Annotated in this window: 1 protein-coding gene; it reads right to left on the bottom strand. The window is 70.5% G+C overall.

The features are described from left to right. The coding region (locus tag G6018_RS14420; protein WP_241732121.1) for an Rne/Rng family ribonuclease at positions 1-1,735 on the bottom strand (1,735 nt) is incomplete at both ends.

The raw sequence follows: 1,735 nt of genomic DNA, 5'->3' as shown, positions 1-1,735 counted from the left end.
GCGGGGTGCGCGGCCGGCGCGGGCCCGTCCTTCCTGGGCGCCTGCCTGGGCGCGGACGACGAGGAGGCCTGGGAGTCGGACTGATCCGAGTCCGATCCCTTGCCGCCGCGCTTGCGGCCGCGGCGGGAGCCGGGCTCGTCGGCGTTGTGCGACTCGGTGTGGACGGGGTCGGCGTGCACGATCAGGCCACGGCCCTGGCAGTGCTCGCAGGGCGTGGAGAACGCCTCGACGAGACCCGTGCCCAGCTTCTTGCGGGTGAGCTGGACCAGCCCCAGCGAGGTGACCTCGGAGACCTGGTGACGGGTGCGGTCGCGCCCCAGTGCCTCGGTGAGCCGCCGCAGCACGAGGTCGCGGTTGGCCTCGAGCACCATGTCGATGAAGTCGATGATCACCATCCCGCCCACGTCGCGCAGGCGCAGCTGGCGGACGATCTCCTCGGCCGCCTCGAGGTTGTTCTTGGTGACGGTCTCCTCGAGGTTGCCACCCGAGCCGGTGTACTTGCCGGTGTTGACGTCGATGACCGTCATGGCCTCGGTGCGGTCGATCACGAGCGAGCCACCGGAGGGCAGCCACACCTTGCGGTCGAGCGCCTTGGCCAGTTGCTCGTCCACGCGGTGGGTGGCAAACACGTCGACGTCGGGGTTGTCGTACCGCTCGAGCCGCTCGGTCATCTCCGGTGCGACCCTCGAGACGTAGTCGTGCACGGTGTCCCACGAGGTGTCGCCCTGGATCACCAGCGACGAGAAGTCCTCGTTGAACAGGTCTCGCACCACCTTGACCAGCAGGTCGGGCTCCTCGTACAGGGCGATCGGTGTGCCGGCACCCGCGGAGGTCCGCTTCGCGGAGGCCTCGGCGATCTCGGTCCACTGGGCGGCCAGTCGTTCGACGTCCCGGCCGATCTCCTCCTCGCTGACCCCCTCTGCCGCGGTCCGGATGATCACGCCCGAGCCCTCGGGGACGACGTCCTTGAGGATCGCCTTGAGTCGACGCCGCTCGGTGTCGGGGAGCTTGCGGGAGATGCCGGTGGAGTTGCCGTCGGGCACGTACACCAGGAACCGACCGGCCAGCGAGATCTGCGTGGTCAGGCGGGCGCCCTTCTGGCCGATGGGATCCTTGGTGACCTGCACCAGGACCATGTCGCCGGGCCTGAGCGCCTGTTCGATCCGCCGGGCCTTACCGCCGAGTCCGGCGGCCTCCCAGTTGACCTCACCGGCGTACAGGACGCCGTTGCGACCGCGGCCGATGTCGACGAACGCGGCCTCCATGCTCGGGAGCACGTTCTGGACGCGGCCGAGGTAGACGTTGCCCACCATGGAGCGCGCGGACTCGGTGGTGACGAAGTGCTCCACCAGCACCTTGTCCTCCAGCACGCCGACCTGGGTCATGATCCCCTTGCCGTCGCCGCGCCTCTTCTCCCGGACCACCATCACGCGGTCGACGGACTCGCGACGGGCGAGGAACTCGGACTCGGAGAGGATGGGCTGGCGGCGGCGCCCGGCATCGCGTCCGTCGCGGCGGCGCTGGCGCTTGGCCTCGAGCCGGGTCGAACCGCTGATGCCCTGGACCTCGTCGTTCGACGAGCCCGAACCGGAGGCCTGTCCCCCACGCGCCGGTCGACGCCGCGGTTCGCGCTGCTCCTGGGCGTCCGTGTCGGTGGAGTCGTCGCCGGAGGCCTGGGTGTCGTCGTTGCCCGAACCCCCTCCACGACGACGACGCCGGCGACGCCGACGCGAGC

The organism is Dietzia sp. DQ11-44 (genome assembly GCF_014145205.1).
Lineage (GTDB): Bacteria > Actinomycetota > Actinomycetes > Mycobacteriales > Mycobacteriaceae > Dietzia > Dietzia natronolimnaea.
This window is presented reverse-complemented; position numbering and strand designations above follow the sequence as displayed.